At 59.6% G+C, this 18703-nt stretch carries 16 protein-coding genes and 1 tRNA gene; 14 read left to right on the forward strand and 3 right to left on the reverse strand.

Annotated elements, in window-relative coordinates; genetic code table 11:
* Positions 1 to 122 precede the first annotated feature (122 nt).
* A complete protein-coding gene (locus AC1RL4_RS15150; RefSeq protein ID WP_019581695.1) occupies positions 123 to 422 on the forward strand; it encodes a type II toxin-antitoxin system prevent-host-death family antitoxin in 300 nt (99 codons plus the stop codon).
* Positions 419 to 727 (forward strand): type II toxin-antitoxin system RelE/ParE family toxin, encoded by a 309-nt coding sequence (locus AC1RL4_RS15155; protein WP_081625773.1) that lies wholly within the window; start codon positions 419 to 421, stop codon positions 725 to 727. Before AC1RL4_RS15150 ends, AC1RL4_RS15155 begins: the two co-directional genes overlap by 4 nt.
* Positions 728 to 803: 76 nt before the next feature.
* On the opposite strand, the gene AC1RL4_RS15160 is transcribed toward AC1RL4_RS15155, so the two are convergent.
* Positions 804 to 880, reverse strand: a tRNA-Arg gene (locus tag AC1RL4_RS15160).
* Positions 881 to 1229: 349 nt separating this feature from the next.
* Here AC1RL4_RS15160 and gabD point away from each other — a divergent pair.
* The 3 genes from gabD to AC1RL4_RS15175 all read left to right on the forward strand — a co-directional run bounded on the left by gabD (position 1230) and on the right by AC1RL4_RS15175 (position 5498).
* Complete coding sequence (gabD, locus tag AC1RL4_RS15165; RefSeq protein ID WP_008068633.1) at positions 1230 to 2672, forward strand: NADP-dependent succinate-semialdehyde dehydrogenase; 1443 nt, start codon at positions 1230 to 1232, stop codon at positions 2670 to 2672.
* A 197-nt stretch (positions 2673 to 2869) separates the two neighbouring features.
* Positions 2870 to 4147 carry a 4-aminobutyrate--2-oxoglutarate transaminase gene (gabT, locus tag AC1RL4_RS15170; protein WP_019581697.1) on the forward strand — a complete coding sequence of 426 codons (1278 nt, stop codon included), beginning with the start codon at positions 2870 to 2872 and terminating at the stop codon, positions 4145 to 4147.
* A gap of 136 nt (positions 4148 to 4283) precedes the next feature.
* A complete protein-coding gene (locus AC1RL4_RS15175; RefSeq protein WP_028939544.1) occupies positions 4284 to 5498 on the forward strand; it encodes a response regulator in 1215 nt (404 codons plus the stop codon).
* A 55-nt stretch (positions 5499 to 5553) separates the two neighbouring features.
* On the opposite strand, the gene AC1RL4_RS15180 is transcribed toward AC1RL4_RS15175, so the two are convergent.
* Both AC1RL4_RS15180 and desA read right to left on the reverse strand, forming a co-directional pair.
* Positions 5554 to 6543, reverse strand: coding sequence for a GGDEF domain-containing protein (locus tag AC1RL4_RS15180; RefSeq protein WP_019581699.1), 990 nt, complete (start codon positions 6541 to 6543; stop codon positions 5554 to 5556).
* 144 nt (positions 6544 to 6687) lie between these two features.
* Positions 6688 to 7872, reverse strand: a complete 1185-nt coding sequence (desA, locus tag AC1RL4_RS15185; RefSeq protein ID WP_019581700.1) for a delta-9 fatty acid desaturase DesA — start codon at positions 7870 to 7872, stop codon at positions 6688 to 6690.
* A gap of 148 nt (positions 7873 to 8020) precedes the next feature.
* Here desA and dibA point away from each other — a divergent pair, with 148 nt between their 5' ends.
* The 9 genes from dibA (at position 8021) to AC1RL4_RS15230 (ending at position 18697) form a co-directional block, all read left to right on the forward strand.
* Positions 8021 to 9940 carry a phosphodiesterase DibA gene (gene dibA, locus AC1RL4_RS15190; RefSeq protein WP_230174038.1) on the forward strand — a complete coding sequence of 640 codons (1920 nt, stop codon included), beginning with the start codon at positions 8021 to 8023 and terminating at the stop codon, positions 9938 to 9940.
* Positions 9941 to 10253: 313 nt separating this feature from the next.
* Positions 10254 to 10436, forward strand: a complete 183-nt coding sequence (oscA, locus tag AC1RL4_RS15195) for a sulfur starvation response protein OscA (RefSeq protein WP_018929364.1) — start codon at positions 10254 to 10256, stop codon at positions 10434 to 10436.
* A 131-nt stretch (positions 10437 to 10567) separates the two neighbouring features.
* Positions 10568 to 11581: a sulfate ABC transporter substrate-binding protein gene (locus AC1RL4_RS15200; RefSeq protein ID WP_018929363.1), complete on the forward strand. Its 1014-nt coding sequence runs from the start codon at positions 10568 to 10570 to the stop codon at positions 11579 to 11581.
* A 71-nt stretch (positions 11582 to 11652) separates the two neighbouring features.
* Positions 11653 to 12471, forward strand: a complete 819-nt coding sequence (gene cysT, locus AC1RL4_RS15205; RefSeq protein ID WP_018929362.1) for a sulfate ABC transporter permease subunit CysT — start codon at positions 11653 to 11655, stop codon at positions 12469 to 12471.
* A 13-nt stretch (positions 12472 to 12484) separates the two neighbouring features.
* Positions 12485 to 13354 (forward strand): sulfate ABC transporter permease subunit CysW, encoded by an 870-nt coding sequence (gene cysW / locus AC1RL4_RS15210; RefSeq protein WP_007941037.1) that lies wholly within the window; start codon positions 12485 to 12487, stop codon positions 13352 to 13354.
* A 3-nt stretch (positions 13355 to 13357) separates the two neighbouring features.
* The gene (locus AC1RL4_RS15215; protein ID WP_028939547.1) at positions 13358 to 14347 is read left to right on the forward strand and encodes a sulfate/molybdate ABC transporter ATP-binding protein; all 990 of its coding nucleotides are present in this window, start codon (positions 13358 to 13360) and stop codon (positions 14345 to 14347) included.
* A gap of 270 nt (positions 14348 to 14617) precedes the next feature.
* Positions 14618 to 15988, forward strand: coding sequence for a cytochrome C (locus tag AC1RL4_RS15220; protein ID WP_230174036.1), 1371 nt, complete (start codon positions 14618 to 14620; stop codon positions 15986 to 15988).
* On the forward strand, positions 15978 to 16490 hold the full coding sequence (locus tag AC1RL4_RS15225) for a sorbitol dehydrogenase (protein ID WP_493119630.1): 513 nt from the start codon (positions 15978 to 15980) through the stop codon (positions 16488 to 16490). Before AC1RL4_RS15220 ends, AC1RL4_RS15225 begins: the two co-directional genes overlap by 11 nt.
* On the forward strand, positions 16487 to 18697 hold the full coding sequence (locus tag AC1RL4_RS15230; protein ID WP_230174028.1) for a GMC family oxidoreductase: 2211 nt from the start codon (positions 16487 to 16489) through the stop codon (positions 18695 to 18697). The genes AC1RL4_RS15225 and AC1RL4_RS15230 overlap by 4 nt, the downstream gene beginning before the upstream one ends.
* The last annotated feature ends 6 nt before the right edge of the window (positions 18698 to 18703 follow it).

Here is an 18703-nt window from a genome sequence, read left to right on the forward strand (position 1 = left end):
AGCAAAGGAAACCCGTTTCGATGGTTTTTTGTGGGGCAGATGGCCCCGGTCAGTTGCACGTTGACCGTTGTTCGGAAAATCGAGCACTATAAGGTACTATTTTTTGTACCTTTGGAGCCGTCATGGAGCAATTACTTGCGAGTCGGTCGGTCAGTATTACCGAGCTGAAACGCAGCCCAAGTACTGTGATTGAGCAAGCAGGCTCAGAGCCAGTTGCCGTTCTCAACCACAATCGTCCTGCTGCCTACCTTTTGCCGCACGCCGCTTATCAGCAGCTCCTGGATAGATTACGAGCCGCAGAAATATGTGTAGCTATTGCGACCAGCCGCAATGACCCACGTCCGGCTATTGCTGCCGATACCGTGTTTGCCGAGCTTGATGCGCTCATTGATGAGGTCGAAGCAGAGCAGAAGCGCCCATGAGACAACTGTTTTTCTCCGCACTGGCACGAGAGGATCTGCAGCAAATCGCCCGCTACATTGCCCGTGACAATCCGGGTCGAGCTCGGACTTTTGTTGGTGAGCTACGAGTGTGCTGTGCTCGGCTGCTGGATCAGCCTAATCAAGGTATTCCCCGAGATGACTATGCCAGAGGGCTGCGAATGATTTCCCACGGCCGATATTTGATCTTTTATAGTCTTTTCGAGGGCGATGTTCAGATTGAGCGTGTCCTGCATGCCGCAAGGGACGTTGGACGTCTATTCGAATCAGGCAGCGCTGATCACTAGACCCAAACCATTGAAAATGGCTTACCCACAAAAAAGCCCCAGACCCTAAGACCTGAGGCTTTCTCGTTTCTACATATGGTGCACCAGGCGGGATTCGAACCCACGACCCCTGCCTTCGGAGGGCAGTACTCTATCCAGCTGAGCTACTGGTGCAATGCGGGCGCCATGATACTCATATGCGCTGCGGGCGTCCATGCTGCTGAATCGTCTGCGTTTTTCCAATGCGTAACCTACGATTGCTACGCTGATCAGAAAAAATAGGCAAATGCGGCGTTTTCGTTCTTTTTTTCGAACAGCCTATTGTCCTTTACCCCCTTTGATCCTAGGATTCGTTTGAGATTTCAAACGCTCTTGTCTGGGTGCTGAACCGCACGAGTTCGATCAGTGCGCTATTTATGTGCTTCAGCCCGGTGAATGATTTCCCTGACGGCAGCCTATAAGGCGCCTTTCTACAATCATAATTCGCTCCGCGCTGGCCGCGGTGCTGTTAAGGAAAGCCGACATGCAGCTTAAAGACACCCAGTTGTTCCGCCAGCAAGCCTTTATCGATGGCGCTTGGGTCGATGCGGACAACGGTCAGACGATCAAGGTCAATAACCCGGCAACGGGCGAAATTCTGGGTACTGTGCCGAAAATGGGCGCTGCCGAAACCCGCCGTGCGATTGAAGCCGCTGACAAGGCGCTGCCGGCCTGGCGTGGACTGACCGCCAAGGAGCGCGCGAACAAGCTGCGTCGCTGGTTCGAGCTGATCATCGAGAACCAGGACGACCTGGCTCGCCTGATGACTCTGGAGCAGGGCAAGCCATTGGCTGAAGCCAAGGGCGAGATCGTTTACGCCGCTTCCTTTATCGAGTGGTTCGCCGAAGAAGCCAAGCGCGTCTACGGTGACGTGATTCCGGGCCACCAGCCAGACAAGCGCCTGATCGTGATCAAGCAGCCGATCGGTGTGACCGCTGCGATCACCCCGTGGAACTTCCCGGCCGCGATGATCACCCGTAAAGCCGGCCCGGCCCTGGCCGCCGGTTGCACCATGGTGCTCAAGCCTGCATCGCAAACTCCGTTCTCTGCATTCGCTCTGGCTGAACTGGCTCAGCGTGCCGGTATTCCGAACGGCGTGTTCAGTGTGGTGACCGGCAGCGCTGGCGACATCGGCAGCGAGCTGACCGGCAACCCGATCGTGCGCAAGCTGTCGTTCACCGGTTCGACCGAAATCGGTCGTCAGCTGATGACCGAGTGCGCCAAGGACATCAAGAAAGTCTCGCTGGAACTGGGCGGCAACGCGCCGTTCATCGTGTTCGACGACGCGGACCTGGATAAGGCCGTCGAAGGCGCGATCATTTCCAAGTACCGCAACAACGGCCAGACCTGCGTCTGCGCCAACCGTCTGTACATTCAGGATTCGGTCTACGACGCGTTCGCCGAGAAGCTGAAAGTCGCCGTGGCCAAACTCAAGATCGGCAACGGTCTGGAAGACGGCACCACCACTGGCCCACTGATCGACGAAAAAGCCGTGGCCAAGGTTCAAGAGCACATTGCTGACGCTGTCGGCAAAGGCGCTACCGTGCTGGCGGGTGGCAAGAGCATGCAAGGCAACTTCTTCGAGCCGACCATCCTGACCAACGTGCCGAACAACGCTGCCGTGGCCAAGGAAGAAACCTTCGGTCCGTTGGCGCCACTGTTCCGCTTCAAAGACGAAGCCGACGTGATTGCGATGTCCAACGACACCGAGTTCGGTCTGGCCTCGTACTTCTATGCGCGTGACCTGGGCCGTGTGTTCCGTGTGGCTGAAGCCCTGGAATACGGCATGGTCGGCGTCAACACCGGGTTGATCTCCAACGAAGTCGCGCCGTTCGGCGGCATCAAGGCGTCGGGCCTGGGCCGTGAAGGCTCCAAGTACGGCATCGAAGATTACCTGGAAATCAAATACCTCTGCCTGGGCATCTAAGCCCGAAGGGATAAGCCCGGCAAGGCATTGCTTCAAACGCAAAGGGCACGAGAGCGCTGTCCCTTTGCGCGCTTCAAACGGAATTTTCTCTGTGGCCGGGAACGCTGTGGCAGTCGATCATCGCATGCTGCCGTAGTTGCTTCCCCGCCGCTTAATCCTTGAACCACGCCGACCGATGAGCGGCGAATGAGGAATGTATGAGCAAGACTAACGCTGATTTGATGGCCCGCCGCACCGCTGCTGTACCCCGTGGTGTTGGCCAGATTCACCCGATCTTCGCCGATTCCGCGAAGAACGCTACCGTTACCGACGTTGAAGGTCGTGAGTTCATCGACTTCGCCGGCGGTATCGCCGTGCTGAACACCGGTCACGTGCACCCGAAAATCATCGCCGCCGTCACCGAACAACTGAACAAGCTGACCCACACCTGCTTCCAGGTGCTGGCCTACGAGCCGTACGTGGAAGTGTGCGAAAAAATCAACGCCAAGGTGCCAGGTGATTTCGCCAAGAAAACCCTGCTGGTGACCACCGGCTCCGAAGCCGTGGAAAACTCCATCAAGATCGCCCGCGCCGCCACTGGCCGTGCCGGCGTGATCGCGTTCACCGGCGCTTACCACGGTCGCACCATGATGACCCTGGGCCTGACCGGTAAAGTCGTGCCTTACTCGGCCGGCATGGGCCTGATGCCAGGCGGCATCTTCCGCGCGCTGTATCCGAACGAACTGCACGGTGTGAGCATCGACGATTCGATCGCCAGCATCGAGCGCATCTTCAAGAACGACGCTGAGCCGCGTGACATCGCTGCGATCATCATCGAGCCGGTGCAGGGCGAAGGCGGTTTCTACGTCGCGCCTAAAGAGTTCATGAAGCGTCTGCGCGCTTTGTGCGACCAGCACGGCATTCTGTTGATCGCTGACGAAGTGCAGACGGGCGCTGGCCGTACCGGCACCTTCTTCGCCATGGAACAGATGGGTGTTGCCGCCGACCTGACCACCTTCGCCAAATCCATCGCTGGCGGCTTCCCGCTGGCCGGTGTGTGTGGCAAAGCCGAATACATGGACGCCATCGCTCCAGGCGGCCTGGGCGGCACTTACGCCGGTAGCCCGATCGCTTGCGCCGCGGCCCTGGCCGTGATGGAAGTGTTCGAAGAAGAGCACCTGCTGGACCGTTGCAAAGCGGTTGGCGAGCGTCTGGTGACTGGTCTGAAAGCCATTCAGGCCAAATACCCGGTGATCGGCGACGTGCGTGCCCTGGGTGCGATGATCGCTGTCGAGCTGTTTGAAAACGGCGACAGCCACAAGCCGAACCCGGCTGCTGTAGCCGCCGTTGTGGCCAAGGCTCGCGACAAGGGCCTGATCCTGCTGTCGTGCGGCACCTACGGCAACGTTCTGCGCGTGCTGGTACCGCTGACCGCGCCGGACGAGCAACTGGACAAAGGCCTGGCGATCATCGAAGAGTGCTTCGCCGAGCTCTGATCCGTTTGTGAACTGATCGACAAAAAACCCGCTTCGGCGGGTTTTTTTATGTCCCTTGAAACACATCAGGAGCAATTGGGCTGTATCGAATGGCCAGCATTGACTAAGGTGCAAGCATTGCCGTTGGAGTGTGCAGATGACTGCTGTGGTATTACCCGCTGTACCGCGAGTGCTGATTGCCGAGGCGGACCCTTGGTCCCGCGACCTGCTCAAGCAGGTGTTGTTGAATGTGCGCTGCGATGCGCGGCTGGACCTGTGTGCCGATGGCCAGGAAACGCTGCAGCTGTTGGCGGAAAATCCTTATGACCTGGTGATCGTCGACTGGGAGTTGCCCGGCGTCGATGGCCTGAGTGTCTTGCGCAGCGTTCGTCAGCGCAAACGTAATCCGCCGTTGCCGTTCATTCTGATGAGTAGCCGCAACGACAGCGCCAGCGTGCGTGAAGCTTTGCCTCTGGCGCCCACGGCGTACCTGACCAAACCCCTGGACATGGAAAACCTGACCCAGCGTCTGCAGGATTTGCTGTTGAACGCTGGTGAAGAGGTGTCTTGCGAGGTGCCGTCATTGGCGCCGGGCATGACCTTGTCGGTGTATCTGGAACGGCGGCGTGAACTGGCGGACGGTGCACCGCTGATGACCGACGTGCAGGTGGCGATCAAGCGTAGCCTCAATCCCGATGGCCTCGACCTGACGCGGCTGGAAGACGAAATCCGCACCGACCCGCAAGTCACCGCCGTGCTGATTGCCGCCGCCAACAGCGCGGCCCAGCATCATGGCGCCGCCGTGCAAACCCTGTCCCAGGCGCTGCATCGCTTGGGCACCGGGCAAAGCATGAACCTGATTCTGGGGCTTGCCCTCAAACGCAGTGCCCGGCTCAATGATTCGCAACTGGCGGACTATGCCGAGCGCTATTGGGAACTGTCCCTGCACACCGCTGAATACGCGCGAACGCTGGCGCGCTTGCTGGATCTGGATCAGGAGCGCTGTTATTGCGCGGGCATGCTGCATCGCCTTGGCGACCTGGCGTTGCTGCGCTGTTTGCAGGAGTGGAAGCAGGCCGGTGGTGAGCTGGATGAATGGGAGGAAGTCGGCGATGCCCTGGCCGAATTCGGCGCGGCCTACGGTTCGGCGCTGCGCACCCGCTGGCGGCTGCCGCTGGAGCTGCGTGAGCTGATTGCGGCGGTTTATCAGCTCGGTGGCGGGGTTTACTCCCGCGAAGCGCTGGTGATGAACATGGCCGCGCAACTGGCGCGCCTGACCGAGCATGAGGGGATCGAGGCATTGGCCAAGAGCCGCACGGCGCGGTTGCTCAAGATCGGATTGCCGGAGCTGATGCGCTTGCGCAAAAAATAAGCCAGACGCCAATCTTGTAGGAGCGAGGCTCTGTGGCTTCAGTGCCAGACAGTTCTCAGCTGGAGATTATCCGGTTCTTGCCCTGGCGCTTGGCCTGGTACATCGCCGCATCTGCGCGGGCGAACAGGCTGTCGAGGTTTTCATCCTCGGGCGTGAGGCTGGTCAGGCCCTGGCTGACGGTGATGCCGAACGTCTGGTCGTCATGGCTGAAACTCAACCGTTGAATCTCCCGGTGCAGGCGCTCGGCCACTTGCATGGCCATGTCCGGTGCACAACCGGGGAACACGGCGGCGAATTCCTCACCGCCGATCCGCCCGAACAGATCACCACGCCGCAGGGCCGCGCGACCGCTCTCAGCGATGCGTTGCAGCACCTTGTCGCCTTCCGGATGGCCGTAGGTGTCGTTGATCACTTTAAAGTCATCGATGTCCAGCAGCAGGAAGGCCAGCGGCTTGCCTTGCTGGCGTGCCTGCTCGAATTCGTGATTGGCACATTCGAAGAAGTGTCGGCGGTTGCTGCTTTGGGTCAGTACGTCGGTGGTGGCCAGGCGGTGGAGCTCGGTTTCCATCTGCTTCTTTTCGGTGATGTCTTCGGCAATGCCGACGATGATCACTGGCTGGCCCGGTTCGGCCTGGCGGTTGATGAAGCACTTGTCGCTGAGCCAGCGCACTTGGCCGTCGGCGGCGATGATGCGGTATTCGCGGTCTTCAACGGCGCCGTTGACCAGCACTTGCGCCAGGCTGCGCTCGGCGTAGTCCAGATCGTCGGGATAAACACTGTCACGCCAGTGGTTGTAGTCGGACAGCAACAGGCCGGCGGGGCGGCCGAAGATCCGGTCATAGGCCGGGCTGACGTAGAGCACCTGACGGGTTTCCCAGTTGAATGCCCAAAGCACGGCGTTGACGCTGACCAGCAGCGAGCTGAACAGCTGTTCGCGTTCGCTCAGGCGCGCCACTTCACCCTGCGCATGCATCAGCGCCATCAGCGTTTGCGCGGCCTCGGGCCACTGTGGAAGGGATGTGTCTTGTAGGTTTTTATTGACCATCGGCACAAGTCTCAAAGGGTGTGCCGCTAATTCGACAGCGGCCAACACAAAGCCCGCCGGGGTGGCGAAGTGTCTTTGAGATAGGAGATTTGGGGCGAAGTTCCGAAGGGTGCGCCCGCGAACGGGGCGCACCGATCAACGGCGTCAGGCAGCGGCAGGGCGCAGGGAGTAGGTTTTCAGTTGGTCGGCGAAGTCGCGCAGGGATTGAATCCCGCTGGCCTCGGCCTCGTGTACCCAATCCTTGATGGCGGCCAGCATGTCGTGACCATTTGAGCTGGTCTTGACCCAGATCTGCTGCAAGGCCAGGCGTTTCTCGTAAATTACCTTCAGCGCCTGGCTGTGCTCGAGCATGGTCTGGATGCGCAGGTGGTGCTTGTCGTCCAGCAGGCTGGTTTCCCGCGAGAGCAGGCGTTTGGCCCGGTGGAACTGGTGGCGGACCGAGTGATCGACCTTTTCCAGCTCTTGCTTGACCAGCGGCGCGATTACCAGCTTGCGGTACTGGGCCATGATCTGGAAGCGGTTGTTGAGGATCGCCATGGCGGTGTCCATGTCCAGGTTGCCTTTGCCTTCGACACGGTGGGCGATCGGCGCAACCCGCTGGACCTTGGCCAGGCGCAGGAAGCTGAAGACCTGGATCCAGGCCCAGCCGAGGTCGAATTCCCACTTCTTCACCGACAGTTTGGCCGAGTTAGGGTAGGTGTGATGGTTGTTATGCAGTTCTTCGCCGCCGATCAGGATGCCCCAGGGCACCAGATTGGTCGCCGCATCGCGGCATTCGAAGTTGCGGTAGCCGATGGCATGGCCCAGGCCATTGACCACGCCGGCGGCCCAGACCGGGATCCACATCATCTGGATGGCCCAGATGGTGATGCCGATGGTGCCGAACAGCAGCAGGTCGATGACGCCCATGATGGCCACGCCCAGCAGCGGGAAACGGCTGTAGAGGTTGCGTTCGATCCAGTCTTCGGGGCAGTTCTTGCCGTAGATGCGCAGGGTCTCGGGGTTTTCCGCTTCGGCGCGGTACAGCTCGGCGCCTTTGCGCAGAACGGTGGACAAGCCCTTGATGACCGGGCTGTGCGGGTCATCGACGGTTTCGCATTTGGCGTGATGCTTGCGGTGGATAGCTGTCCACTCGCGGGTGTTCTGCGCCGTGGTCAACCACAGCCAGAAGCGGAAGAAATGTTTCAGGCCGGCATTGAGCTCAAGTGAGCGATGGGCTGAATAGCGATGCAGATAGACCGTGACGCCGACGATCGTGACGTGGGTCATCAGCAGGGTGACTGCCACCAGTGACCAGGGCGATAAGCCAAGAAAACCTTCGTACCACATAGCCTATAGGACCCTCGATAAAGAAAAAAACAGCCGTCGCATTATCACTTAGCCCACAGATAAAACCAGTCGCCCTTTCAGATAAGAGTGGCGGGATGTTTCTTTAATCTATAATTCCAGCCTTTTTTGTAGGGACATGGACGCTCGAATGTCAGCCACATATCGCGATGCCTTGCGTGCAGCGCTACTTTACCTGGTGCTTTCCGTAGTCTGGCTTCAGTTCAGTGGTTATTTATTGAACAGTTTCTTCGATAACTCCACCGACCTGCTGCGCTGGCAACTGATCAACGGTTATGCCTGGGTGGCCTTCAGTGCCGGGCTGATTTTCATCGCGCGTGCACGTTTGTTTCGCTGCCTGGGCGTCGGCGCCAAATTGCTGGAACGTAATGCCGACCGGGAGCGTTTGCGACAGGCGGCCGCGGTGTTCGATTGCACCCGCGAAGGGGTACTGGTCACCAACAGCAACGGGCTGATCGTCCATGTGAACCGGGCGTTCATGGAAATCACCGGCTACCAGTGTGAGGAAGTGTTGGGTCAGCGACCGAGCATGTTCAAGTCGGGCCATCACCCGCCGGGTTTCTACCAGGCGATGTTCGCGACACTCGAAAGCCTGGGTGAGTGGAGCGGGGAAATCTGGAATCGTCGCAAAAGCGGCGAGATTTACCCGCAATGGCAGACGATCCGCCTCGTTCATGACGATCAGGGGCGGCTCAGCCAGTACGTTGCGGTGTTTTCCGACATCAGTGCGATCAAGAACTCCGAGCATGAACTGACGCGCCTGGCCCACCACGATCCACTGACCGATCTGCCCAATCGCCTGCTGTTTACCGACCGTGCCGGGCAGGCTGTGGCCTCGGCGCAGGCCCATAAGCGCGGTTGTGCGTTGCTGATGATCGACCTCGATCACTTCAAATTGATCAACGACAGCCTCGGTCACAGTGTTGGTGATCAATTGCTCAAGGGCGTGGCTGAGCGTCTGAATACCTTGTTCGGCCCGGGCATCACCCTGGCGCGGCTCAGTGGCGACGAATTTGCCCTATTGGCTGAAAATTGCCCGCAACCGGGGCATGCCGCGGCGCTGGCCCAGCGGGTCATCGATGGTCTCAAGGAGCGGTTTCAGATTGACGGGCATTCGTTGTTCATCAACGCCAGTGTCGGCATCAGCCTGTTCCCCAGCGATGCGTTGAGCGCCGAGCAACTGTTGCGCAATGCCGACTCGGCACTGTTCAAGGCCAAGAGCGCCGGTCGCGACAGCTATGCCCTCTACACCGAAGAGCTGACCGCGCATGCCCAGCAACGTGTCGAGATTGCGTTCGAGTTGCGCCGAGCACTGGAACAGCAGGAGTTGCGGGTTTATTACCAACCCGTGCACGACCTCAAGACCAGTCGTCTGATTGGCGTTGAGGCCCTGGTGCGCTGGGAGCATCCACAGCGCGGACTGGTGTCACCGGCTGAGTTCATCCCCATTGCCGAACGCACCGGGTTGATTGCCGAGATCGATGCCTGGGTCATGCGCCAGGCCTGTCAGCAAATGTGCCAGTGGCAAGCCGGGGGCGTGGTGTTGTCGTTTGTTGCGGTGAACGTTTCTTCGCGCCTGTTCGCTCGCCGTGAGTTGTACCAACAGGTGGCTCAGGTGCTCCACGACACCGGGCTGGATCCGGCGTATCTGGAGCTGGAAGTCACCGAAAGCGCGGTGATGGAGGATCCGGAAGTGGCGCTGGAGCAGATGCATCGCTTGCGTGAGTTGGGCGTGCGGTTGGCCATCGATGACTTCGGCACGGGCTATTCGTCGTTGCTGCGACTCAAGCGTTTACCGGTGCAAAAACTCAAGATCGATCAGGGATTCGTCGCAGGCTTGCCGGGTGATGAGGATGACGCGGCGATCGCGCGGGTGATCGTTGCGTTGGCGCAAAGCATGGGAATGCAGGTGCATGCCGAGGGGATCGAGCAGGTCGAGCAGGCGGCTTTCCTGCTCGAGCACGATTGCGATCTGGGGCAGGGGTACTGGTTTGGGCGACCTGTACCGGCGGCGTCCTTGGATTGGGTTCGGGCGCCGGTGATTGGATGAGTGCCTGAACTGCTTCTTGTGGCGAGGGGGCTTGTCGGAACGCCGCACCGCCCCGTTCGGCTGCGCAGCAGACGCAAAAATTTGGGGCCGCTACGGCGACCCAGCGGGGGGCAAGCCCCCTCGCCACAGGGTTTTGTGTGGCCCTGAAAATAGTAGATCCCCCGCAATCCCTTGCCCCATCAAATAATTCATTTTGGTTATATAAACATTCTTAAATAGTATTTTTAAGAATATCTGCGCCTATCTACTATTGCTCTCACGCCGTACGCAGTGCCCGCCACTGCCAGGCATATCTCATTAAAGGAGCAGCACCATGAGCGCATCCCTACGCAGTGTTGACGGGCAGGACGAAGCTACCATTTTGCGTGAGATCCAGAGCGCGTTGCGCGATCTGCGCTTTGGCGCGGTGGAAATCACCGTGCACAACGCCCAGGTGGTACAGATCGAACGCAAAGAGAAATTCCGTTTGCAGCATCCGGGCAACAAGTCGAGCTGAAGCAAAGATCAAAAGATCGCAGCCTTCGGCGGCTCCTACGGGAGCGTCGAAGGCTTCGATCCTTGAGTCAGGCAACCCGTTCCAGACCATAAGAAAAAGCCACCACACCAAGAATTCCAGGAGCTTTCACCATGTCGTCGATTCGCCATTTTGCGTTGGCCGCCCTGGCCAGTGCCCTTTTTGCTGGTTCCGCGGTTGCCAAGGATTACGAACTGCTCAACGTGTCGTATGACCCGACCCGTGAGCTGTATCAGGACTACAACGCCGAGTTCATCAACTTCTGGAAGAAAGACCACGCTGGCGACAACGTGAAGATCCAGCAGTCCCACGGTGGCTCAGGCAAGCAGGGCCGGGCGGTGATCGACGGTCTGCGGGCCGACGTGGTGACCCTGGCCCTGGCCGGTGACATCGACGAAATCGCCAAGCTCGGCAAGAGCCTGCCGGCTGACTGGCAGAAGCGTCTGCCGGAAGCGAGCACGCCTTACACCTCGACCATCGTGTTCCTGGTGCGCAAGGGCAACCCGAAAGGCATCAAGGACTGGGGCGACTTGACCAAGAATGGCGTGGAAGTCATCACGCCGAACCCGAAAACCTCCGGCGGTGCACGCTGGAACTTCCTCGCGGCCTGGGCCTATGGCCTGAAAGCCAATGGCGGTAACGAAGCCAAGGCCAAAGAGTATGTGCAGACCCTGTTCAAGCACGTGCCTGTGCTGGACACCGGTGCTCGCGGTTCGACCATCACCTTCGTCAACAACGGCCAGGGCGACGTGTTGCTGGCCTGGGAAAACGAAGCTTTCCTGGCCTTGAAAGAAGACGGCGGCGCCGACAAGTTCGACATCGTCGTGCCTTCGCTGTCGATCCTTGCCGAGCCACCGGTGGCCGTGGTCGACAAGAACGCCGAGAAAAAGGGCAACACCGAAATCGCCGAAGCGTACCTCAAGCACCTGTACAGCCCGGCCGGCCAGGAAATTGCGGCGAAAAACTTCTATCGTCCACGTGACAAGGACGTAGCCGCCAAGTACGCCAAACAGTTCCCGACCCTGGAACTGGTGACCATCGACAAGGACTTCGGCGGCTGGAAAACCGCCCAGCCGAAGTTCTTCAATGACGGTGGCGTGTTCGACCAGATTTACCAGGCGCAGTAGCCTGAAATAGATCTGCCAACGGGCCCCGATCTTGCCGTCGGGGCTTAGTGCGTTTTCAACCAAGGAATTTTATGTCGCGTCGTATCTCCCCCGTCATACCCGGCTTCGGGCTGACGCTGGGCTACACCTTGGTGTACCTCAGCCTGATTGTGCTCATTCCACTGGCGGCGATGTTCGTGCATGCCGCTCAACTGACCTGGGACCAGTTCTGGGCAATCATCTCGGCACCTCGGGTGCTGGCCGCGTTGAAGCTGAGCTTCGGCACCGCGTTGTACGCCGCGATCATCAACGGCGTGATCGGCACGCTGCTGGCCTGGGTGCTGGTGCGCTACACCTTCCCGGGGCGCAAAGTCATCGATGCGATGATCGATCTGCCCTTCGCATTGCCCACTGCCGTGGCCGGTATCGCGTTGACCGCGCTGTACACCCCCACCGGCCTGGTGGGTCAGTTCGCGGCAGACCTGGGTTTCAAGATCGCGTATACCCCCCTCGGCATCACCCTGGCGCTGACTTTTGTAACACTTCCATTCGTAGTACGTACGGTACAGCCTGTACTGGCCGATATCCCCCGTGAAGTGGAGGAGGCGGCGGCGTGTCTGGGGGCAAATCCGTTGCAGGTTTTCCGCCATATTCTGATGCCGGCGCTGCTCCCGGCCTGGCTGACCGGTTTCGCTTTGGCCTTTGCCCGTGGGGTCGGCGAGTACGGTTCGGTGATTTTCATCGCTGGCAACATGCCAATGAAAACCGAAATTCTGCCGTTGCTGATCATGGTCAAACTCGACCAGTACGATTACACCGGCGCCACCTCCATTGGTGTACTGATGCTGGTGGTTTCCTTTGTCCTGTTGCTGCTGATCAACTTGTTGCAGCGGCGCATCGAAACCCCATAAGGAGGCGCGAAAAATGTCCCAATCGTCTATTGCAGCGGCCTCCTCGAACGCCGCCCGCCGTGGCAGTGCTGCTTCGCGGCGAATCCTCATTGGCCTCGGCTGGCTGATTTTTGCGCTGTTTCTGTTACTGCCGCTGTTCATCGTGGTGTCCCAGGGCCTGAAGCTGGGCCTGGGGGCGTTCTTCACCGCGATCTTTGAGCCGGACGCGTTGTCGGCCCTGAAACTCACGGTGATTGCGGTGTTGATTTCGGTGCCGCTGAACCTGGTGTTCGGTGTCAGCGCGGCGTGGTGCGTGAGCAAATACTCGTTCCGCGGCAAGAGCATGCTGGTGACCCTGATCGACTTGCCGTTCTCGGTGTCGCCGGTGATCGCAGGTCTGGTCTACGTGCTGATGTTCGGCGCCCAGGGCTTGTTCGGCCCATGGTTGCAGGATCACGACATCCAGATCGTCTTCGCCTTGCCGGGCATCGTGCTGGCGACGATTTTCGTCACCGTGCCGTTCGTGGCCCGTGAGCTGATCCCGCTGATGCAGGAACAAGGTACCCAGGAAGAAGAGGCCGCGCGTCTGCTCGGCGCCAATGGCTGGCAGATGTTCTGGCACGTCACCGTACCGAATATCAAATGGGGCCTGATCTATGGCGTGGTGCTGTGTACCGCGCGGGCCATGGGTGAGTTCGGCGCGGTGTCGGTGGTATCCGGGCACATTCGCGGGGTGACCAACACCTTGCCGCTGCACGTCGAGATTCTCTACAACGAATACAACCACGTGGCCGCGTTCGCCGTGGCGAGCCTGTTGCTGATCCTGGCGCTCTTCATCCTGCTGCTCAAGCAGTGGAGCGAAAACCGTATTAACCGCCTGCGCGCCAGCGCCGCTGAGGAATAAGTCATGTCGATCGAAGTGCGTAACGTCAGCAAGAACTTCCACGCGTTCAAGGCGCTGGACAACATCAGCCTGGACATTCAAAGCGGCGAACTCGTGGCGCTGCTGGGGCCGTCCGGCTGCGGCAAGACCACATTGCTGCGAATCATCGCCGGCCTGGAAACCCCGGATCAGGGCAACATCGTGTTCCACGGCGAAGACGTTTCCGGCCACGACGTGCGTGATCGCAACGTCGGTTTCGTGTTCCAGCACTACGCCCTGTTCCGCCACATGACGGTGTTCGACAACGTTGCATTCGGCCTGCGTATGAAACCGAAAAACCAGCGTCCGAACGAAAGCCAGATCGCGGCGAAAGTCCACGAACTGCTGAACATGGTGCAACTGGACTGGTTGGCCGATCGCTACCCGGAACAACTCTCCGGCGGCCAGCGTCAGCGCATCGCGTTGGCCCGCGCCCTGGCGGTGGAGCCGAAAGTGCTGCTGCTCGACGAGCCTTTTGGTGCACTCGATGCCAAGGTCCGTAAAGAATTGCGTCGCTGGCTCGCGCGGCTGCACGAGGACATCAACCTGACCTCGGTATTCGTGACCCACGACCAGGAAGAAGCGATGGAAGTTGCCGACCGGATCGTGGTGATGAACAAGGGGGTGATCGAGCAGATCGGTTCACCGGGCGACGTCTACGAAAATCCGGCCAGCGATTTCGTCTATCACTTCCTCGGCGATTCGAACCGTCTGCATTTGGGCGAAGACCGGCACGTACTGTTCCGTCCACACGAAGTGTCGCTGTCGCGGCATGAACTGGAAGACCACCACGCCGCTGAAGTGCGGGATATTCGTCCGTTGGGCGCCACCACGCGGGTGACGCTGAAGGTCGAAGGCCAGAGCGAGTTGATTGAAGCTGAAGTGGTGAAGGATCACGACAGCCTGGTTGGATTGACGAAGGGTGAGACGTTGTTCTTCAAACCCAAGGTCTGGCAGAAAGTCGCCAACATTTAAGGGCCAAAGCATCGCGAGCAGGCTCGTTCCAGCAGTGGATTGGTGTTGACCACAAACTCTGTCGGCAACCCAAAGTCCTTGCTCGCGATGGCGTCTCCAAGCACACCTCGCCCAATCTGTAATAACACCAACCGACCTTGCTTCGATCGGTTCTACCACCGTGATTTTTTTGCCTCAAACCCTACCTAGACTCTGACTTGCCAGGAGGCAGTGAGAGTCCATGACGGACCGGTGTTATCTCCTGGCGCCCTGATGCCAAGGAGATAAAACATGAGAATGGAAGTCAGTCGGCATGGCCCGTTTGGCTGTGCCTTGTTGAGCGCTTTGTTGGGCTCGTCCGCCATTGCCGCCCCCTCGCTGTCGCCGCAGATACCCTTTGATGTCACGGTTACCCAACCGGTTTCTCTGCCTAGCCTGCAGGCCGATTTCGATGACTTGTCGTGGCAGACCTTCATCGCCCTGAGCTGGCCGGCGCTGGACAATGGCGATCCAAATACCGGCACCCCCATCGGCAAGCAGGATGGGGCCACGGTGTGGGAAAGCTGGAAAGAGAGCTACCAGATCTTCCGGGCCAAGGGACAGACACCGCTGCCCTGGGATGCGCCGGCCACCCTCCCCGAAGTGTGCAAGTCACTCAAGCCTGGCCGCCTGTTGCAACAGATGGGCAAGGTGCCCGATGTGCTGGATGAGTTTATCCAGCCTTTCGAGAGCGGCCCGCTGGTGGATCAGAACGGCGTCTATACGCGCAACGAAATCGTGGTCAACCAATCGATGTTCGACGGGATCGTCAACAACGGGCTGTACAGCATCGAAGGCCAGCAGAAGTTTTTCGCCGCGAGCCCGAGCAACGCCGTGGCTTTCAGCTGTGGCTCGGCTGAGACGAAGCAGGTCGGTGCGGTGATGGTGAAGGCGTCGTGGAAAGTACTGGGCCCCAATGACCGCAGGCAGGATTTCCACACCGTCGATGCACTGGTCTATACGCCGGGCAACAACGATCCGAGTCATGGGCCGATTGTCGAGGAGTCGTGTGTATCCGAGCCGGTCGGGCTGGTGGGGTTGCACATCGTTCATAAGACCGCCAATGCGGCGCAGTGGGTCTGGTCAACCTTTGAACATGTGAAAAACGTACCGGAGAAATCCACGCCTCCTGAGCAGCGGGTGGGCCCGTACCTGTTCTACAACGTCAACAGCAAGAGCGACGTCAACCAGCCTCCGCCACGGCCGTGGAACCCGGCAGTCAAGGCGACGCCCTCGCAGATCGAGCGTGACGCGCCGCTGACCGACGCCACCAAAACCCTGAACACCACGTACCAGGCCCTGCTGCGGACGGTCAATCCGCAGAGCGTCTGGGCGAACTATCAATTGATCAGCACCCAGTGGCCGTCTGCTCCTCCACAGCCCAATTGCCAGATATCGGCGACCAACCCACTGGGCAGCCCCGCGCCCTTGTTCCTGGCCAACGCCACGCTGGAAACCTATATCCAGGGCACCGTACCCCAGGCGTCTTCCAGTTGCATGGCGTGCCACGGCAATGCGGCCACCCATGTCACCGAATCCCCGCGCACCAGCTTCGCGGATTTCACCTACCTGCTTGAACGCGCACAGTCCACGGGTGGACAAGGAGTCAGCCATGAGCAGTGATCTGCAAAACTTCATCGGCCTTTCATCGGCCCTCACCGGCATTCCCGCTGATCGACTGGCGCCGGCCATCGACCAGGTGGGCTTGCCGCCGATCTTTCTCGAGTTCATCACGCCACGCATCACGCCTGATGTGCTCAATGCCTTGCTGACTCAGTACGCCACGATGGCGGCGGACCTTGAGCCTCCGGACCGGATCGCCCAGGCGGTACTGATGGATGGGGCGCAACCGGCGACTACGCAAACCGCCCGAGCAGCGCGTTCGATCATGAAACTGTGGTTGTTGGGTGTCTGGTATCAGCCCTATGCCACCGGGAGCTACAAATCGACCGATTCGATGGCGGTGTCCGATCAGGCCTACATCAACAGCTGGGCCTGGAAAATTGCCCAGGCCCATCCCATGGGCTACAGCGAGATGTTTTTCGGCTATTGGAACACCACACCGCCGAGCCTTGAGGATTACACCGGGGTACCCGCCAGCGGACAGCAAGGAGCCTTGTCATGAGTACCGAACAAGCGGACGTAGTGATCGTTGGCGCGGGGCTGGCCGGCAGCATCATCGCTTATCAACTGGGCATGGCCGGGGTGGATGTGCTGGTGCTCGAATCAGGCCCGGAAATCCCGGCCAACCGTGCTCAATACCTGGAGCGCTTCTATACGGCCACGCTGAAAACCCCCGAAGCCCCTTACCCACCGGTGACGAGCCTGGACACGCCCCGTGATCCGACCAACGAGAACGCCCCACGTGCGACCATCGCCGATTTGATCCTGGGCTGGGACAAGCCGGCGATCAGCTATCTGGTACAGAAAGGCCCGATGCCCTTCACCAGCACCTATGAACGGGTCGGCGGCGGCACCACCTGGCATTGGGTCGGGACATGTCTGCGCATGGTGCCGAACGATTTTCGCCTGAAATCAAAATACGGCGTCGGGGTGGACTGGCCTATCGGCTATGACGATCTGCAAAGTGCCTACTGCCGGGCCGAGGCGGAAATCGGCGTGGCGGCCAATGTCGCCGACCAGGCCTATCTGGGCATGACCTTTCCCGAAGGTTATTCATTCCCGATGCATAGCATTCCGTTGTCGCTGGTCGATGGCAGTTTTGTCACGGCCGTGACGGGGCAGATGTTCGACGGCTTGCCGCTGGTGGTCAGTCCGACGCCCGCCGGGCGCAATTCCCAACCTTACGCGGGGCGCCGGGTGTGTGCCGGCAACACCAACTGCACACCGATCTGTCCGATCCAGGCCAAGTACGATGCGACAGTGACAATGAACAAGGCCCTGGCCACCGGCAAGGTCAAGGTGTTGTACCGAACCGTGGCGAGCAAAGTGACCGTCGGGGCGGACAGCAATATCAACGGTATCGAATTCATTCAGTATCAGCTTGGCGACGGCCCGGTCACTGGAACCGGCGTCGCTATCGGGCAGCGTTATGTGATCGCCGCCCATGCCATCGAGACACCCAAGCTATTACTGAACTCCACGAGTCCGGCCTGGCCCAAAGGTGTGGCCAACAGCAGTGGGCAGGTGGGACGCAGCCTGGCCGATCACCCGATCTACCTGGCATGGGGGCTGATGCCTGAAGGCAAGGCGGTTTTTCCGTACCGGGGTCCTCTGTCCACGGCGGGTATCGAGAGTTTGCGTGACGGTGACTTTCGCAGCTCTCGAGCGGCGTGGCGCATCGAAATCGGTAACGAGGGCTGGAACTGGCCGGCCACCGATCCTTACACCACCGTGGCTGACTTCATCGACGGGGCGAATCACAGTCAAACCAACCCGCTACCGCCGGCCTTGAAACCACAGCAAGTGCTCTATGGGACAGCGTTGGTTCAAAAGCTCAACGACTTGTTCATCCGTCAGTTCCGGATCGCGTTTCTGGTGGAGCAGGTCGAGGACGATCCCGATCACCCCACGTGTTACATCGTGCCGTCGACCGAGTACAAGGACCGGCTCGGCATTCCCCGGCCGGAAATTCACTATGACCTGTCCAAATACACCAAGGAGGGCTTCAAGCAGGCGAAGAAGTTGGCGACTCACATCATCACCGAACTGCTCGGCGCGGTGGAGCTGACGAAGCCTCTCACGCCCGGAACGTTCACCTACGACAATGAGCCTTACAGTTTCCAGGGTGCCGGGCACCTGATGGGGACCTATCGCATGGGCGATGATCCAACCAAATCGGTCGTCGACAAATACCAGCGCAGTTGGGACCACAAGAACCTGTTCCTGGTGGGCGATGGCGTCTTCCCCAGCACCGGCACTTCGAACCCGAGCCTGACGATTGCCGCGTTGTCGTTCCAGGCCGGGGATACGCTGGCCAACGACCTGAAGGCTGCGACGGTGGAGGTTCTGGCCAATCTGCCCTGGCAGGGCACCGGTGTACAGATCAACGGTCTGGTTCCACGTCTGGCTCGTTGTGTCCTTGGCTTATGGTGTGCCAGCCCGGAGGGTAATTGGGTGGATGGAAAGGGCAATCCGAACTACATCGCCAAGTTCGGCTATACGCTGATGGGGGCCGCCGAAGGTGCTTTGATCGGCCGTGTTGGTGACTTTGGCATTCCCTTCCTGATCGGTGATCTGGCGCAGATTCCGGCCGGCCAGCAAGGCGAGCTGCAGTTGTGTATCAATGATGACCTGCTAGGCCTCTACGGTGCGGGTTTGAAGGACAACCTCGGTGCACTGACGGTTCGGGTCGAGTTCGGCACGCTGTGAAACCTT

This window comes from Pseudomonas sp. GW822-FHT07A10 (genome assembly GCF_058798795.1).